The sequence below is a fragment of the Ruegeria sp. BHSB064 genome (assembly GCF_059613205.1).
On the sequence record NZ_JBXWSB010000219.1, the window covers coordinates 1 to 3,517 of the forward strand.

The 3,517-nt window shown below is 54.4% G+C and carries 4 protein-coding genes; 1 reads left to right on the forward strand and 3 read right to left on the reverse strand.

What is annotated here, in order from left to right; all coding sequences use genetic code 11:
- The 3 genes from AC2FNU_RS24330 to AC2FNU_RS24340 all read right to left on the reverse strand — a co-directional run.
- Positions 1–524 (reverse strand): ABC transporter permease subunit (locus AC2FNU_RS24330; protein ID WP_496794004.1); only part of this gene is annotated, 524 nt, incomplete at its 3' end.
- A gap of 56 nt (positions 525–580) precedes the next feature.
- Positions 581–1,786, reverse strand: coding sequence for an urea ABC transporter substrate-binding protein (locus AC2FNU_RS24335; RefSeq protein WP_496794009.1), 1,206 nt, complete (start codon positions 1,784–1,786; stop codon positions 581–583).
- A 597-nt stretch (positions 1,787–2,383) separates the two neighbouring features.
- Positions 2,384–2,788 carry a lipocalin-like domain-containing protein gene (locus AC2FNU_RS24340; RefSeq protein WP_496794012.1) on the reverse strand — a complete coding sequence of 135 codons (405 nt, stop codon included), beginning with the start codon at positions 2,786–2,788 and terminating at the stop codon, positions 2,384–2,386.
- A gap of 394 nt (positions 2,789–3,182) precedes the next feature.
- Between AC2FNU_RS24340 and AC2FNU_RS24345 the strand changes: the two genes are divergently transcribed.
- On the forward strand, positions 3,183–3,517 hold a 335-nt coding region (locus AC2FNU_RS24345; protein WP_496794015.1), incomplete at its 3' end, for a type 1 glutamine amidotransferase family protein.

The following is a 3,517-nucleotide window of genomic DNA, read 5'->3' on the forward strand; positions in this document are numbered from 1 at the left end:
ATCTGCGGCTCTTGGATCGAGGCCCGCGCCTTCATGCCGTAGACGGTGTGCGTCATCAGGAAATAGACGAAGGCCAGCATGACTGCCGCAACGAAGATCATCGCAATGGGATAGAACGCAAGGCTGTAGTCACCGATCTGGAAGTTCCATTGCGGCATACCGATGCCGGGCGACACGGTACCAAAGATAAGAACTGCGGCCTGGTTGAACACCATGCCCAGCCCCCAAGTGGCTAGCATCGTATCGAATATCCGTCCGTAGAGTTTACGGATGATAAGCAACTCGACAGTTGCGCCAATCAGCATTGTCATGGCAACCGCGAAAGGTATGGCCAAAGGATAGGGCAAGCCAATCTGAGTTGCCGTCAGAGCCGAATAGGCACCAACCATAAGAAATTCACCATGCGCGAGGTTGATAACACCCATGAGGCCGTAGACGACGGCCAAGCCAAGTGTTGCAATCAACAGAATTGACGCGCTGGATAATGACGACAGCAGAACCGTCGCTAGGAAATCGAGTTCCATAGCATCCTCCCAGAGGTGATGCGCCCCACGCCGGGGCGCATCGACAATTGTATTGGTTAACCTTCGGGCGTGAAGTGCTCAGCCGCATCGGGATTGTCGATGAGGTTGCAGGCTTCGTTCTCGTAGGTCGGTTCGGAATCTTCGAAGGTTGCGATGATCTCAAAGCCGTTGTTGGCATCGCCACGAGCAATGTAAATGTCCTGACGCAGGTGATGCGACCCAGGCTCAAGCGTCACAGTGCCGTTCGGAGCTTCGAACGTCAGGCCGCTTTCCAGTGCAGCAATCACCTCGTCCGCGTCGGTCGTGCCAGCCTTGTTTGCGGCTGCGGCCCAGAGGTGAACCGCATTCCAGACATCGACCGCGCCAGCAACAACCGGCGTATCGGTCCCGTAGGCTTCTTCCCAGGCGGCCAGGAATTCAGCGTTGGCATCGCTCTCAACCGAAGGGAAGTAGCCCATGGCAGAAACGAGACCCTCACCAGCTTGAGGCGAGACCACGACTTGCTGGTTACCTGAGCCGTAGTTGGTGGAAACAACGCCGATGCTGTCCTTCAGACCTGCCGCGGCGAACTGTTCAAGAAAACCGGTCTGTGCTGCGCCAACAGGCAGAGCGACGACAAGGTCAGGATTGGACGCCTGAATTTTCTGAATGGTCGGTGCGTAGTCTGTTACGGACAGCGCCAGATAGTCCTCGCCCACGACCTCAGCGCCCAGCTGCTTGGCATACTCGTGGACCCAGTGACCGGAGATGGTGCCGAAGTTGTAGTCGGGGGCCATGATGTAGATACGGGGACCGTAGTTCTCGACCGCCCATTCCATCAAAACGCTAAGTTGCTGAGAGGCAGAAGAACCTGTCACGAAGGTCTGCTTGTCACACGCGCCGCCTTCATAGAGCGAGGAATAGAAATAGGGGATATTTGCCTCGCGGAAGATCGGACGGATCGCCTCACGGGAAGAACTTGTCAAACCCGCGAACATCGCCGCGATGCCATCTCTCAGAACCGCCGTTTGCGCGAATTGCGTATACTTCGAAAGTTCGGACTGAGCATCGTAGCCGACGACCACGACCTCTTCTCCGTTGACGCCACCCGCTGCGTTGACACTTGCAATCGCCAGATCAAGTGCATTGTCCTGCTGAATGCCGTAGATGTTCAGGCCACCTGTAAGGTCAAAGATCGCTCCGACCTTAACCTCGGCCAAAGCGGCAGTAGAAGTCAGCGTCATAGCGGACAAAAGGCTGACTGTGCCTAGAAGATTTTTCATAAGAGTAAGCTCCCTGATATGAGTCAGTCTGAACGCTGATCAATGCGAGAAGCTTGGTGTTAGGAATCAAAAAGCGACCCAAATGGGCGTCAACGTCCAGCCGAGTCGCTTGGTGATTTTATGTGCATCGTCGCACGGTCATTAGCAAAACGTTCAAGGTTGCCATTGTCAAGAGTTTCCTAATCGGAAGCGTTCGCACCCAAAAATACAGGCAGATTTCATGACTACAGGGTCGCAAAGAATCGAATCATCACTCAAGAAGTGGACGTTCGTTTCCTTCGCAGCATCCGTAGCTTTGGGCTCCTTGCAGAACTCGGTGCAGACGCAGCACAAGCCCTGCCCTGTTTTCCACGATACATCCAACGGCCCAGAGCCGACCTTGATCAAGGTCAGACGATGCTGCCGTCGCAGCCCGCATAGCCGCCGTTCGCTGCACCCGCTCGATTTCGATAGTGCCCAAGGTCTCAAAAGCGGGCCCTGCCGCCGATGATCGTTGCGTTGCAATCGGCTAATCCAGCTCTAAACCGACATTCACAATTAGACTTTGTACTTCCCAGGTTGCAAACGAAGTGATCGTTCACCGATTGCCGCTGCCGCCTACCTCCTCAGGCGCTCCCAAACCAAAATACCACGTCCTTTCTTTCCTTCGAAAACGACCCCTTCCGCCGTCAATTCCAAAAGCTCGCCGATTGGCGTCATAGTTCGCAATTTATCCTGCCCGGCCCAAGATGCCTCAGTCGCAACATGAACCCGGTGCCGAACGACTGCGCCTTCTATTGACCAATCACCGCAATACGAGAAGTAGCTGGGGTCTTCACTTGAGTGGGTTCCCTCAACATGCCTGTCGGGGTTCCAAAGGTGAACCGACATGAACCCATCGCTCGAGTAGACAATTCGGCCTTGCGGTTTGTCGCCATAGGGCAGAAGAGTGGAGCCGTCGTCAAACTCGGTTACGAAACTCTTCAATACCCATGTTCCGATTATCGTGATGGTCTTGCTCATTCTGACAAAACTAACCCAGCAAATGGTTGCACGGCAACGACCGGGTTGAACTCAGAACTGCGGACGAAGCTGACATTGAAAGTGCTCAAACTAACGGTCTCTCACCAGTGAACAGCCTGGTCCAAGATAGATCACCGAATTCCACATCTCTTCCGTCACTTTGCAATTGTCCGTTCCTCTTCCTTGGTCGTCTGTTGGGCTGAGTCCTCCTGAGGCGGACCTCTTTGGAATGGTCTGCTTTTCAGTGTCGAAAAATATACTCCAAACAGCATTCATCTTCACTAATACCTCCAGCAGGCCACGTGCCCTTGAAGACTGCGCGACATTTTTCGTTGGGCGTGAGTGGCGGAACAGCTAAAAAGGGGGCAAATTCACCACTTAGGGGATTTTACCGATGCCATTTTCGGTTCAGATCGTTGCCACCCCCGAAACCAGCGCCTCCAGCGTGTTTGGCCTGTATGACACTTTGGTGGCCGCAGGGCGGGACTGGGAACATTTGGTGAGCGGCGAGGAGCCTAACCCGGTATTTGACGTCAGCCTTGTTGGCCCGGACGCCGAGGGATTTCGTTGCGGAAGTGGCGTGTGGATCGCGCCAGACCAGACATTTAAGAACGCAGACGACGCTGATATTATTGTCGTACCTGGACTGACACTTTCACCGCACGACCGGCTCAACCCCGAACAACATCCTTGTTTAGCGTGGCTTGCTAAGCGCGACTTGGCCAAGAC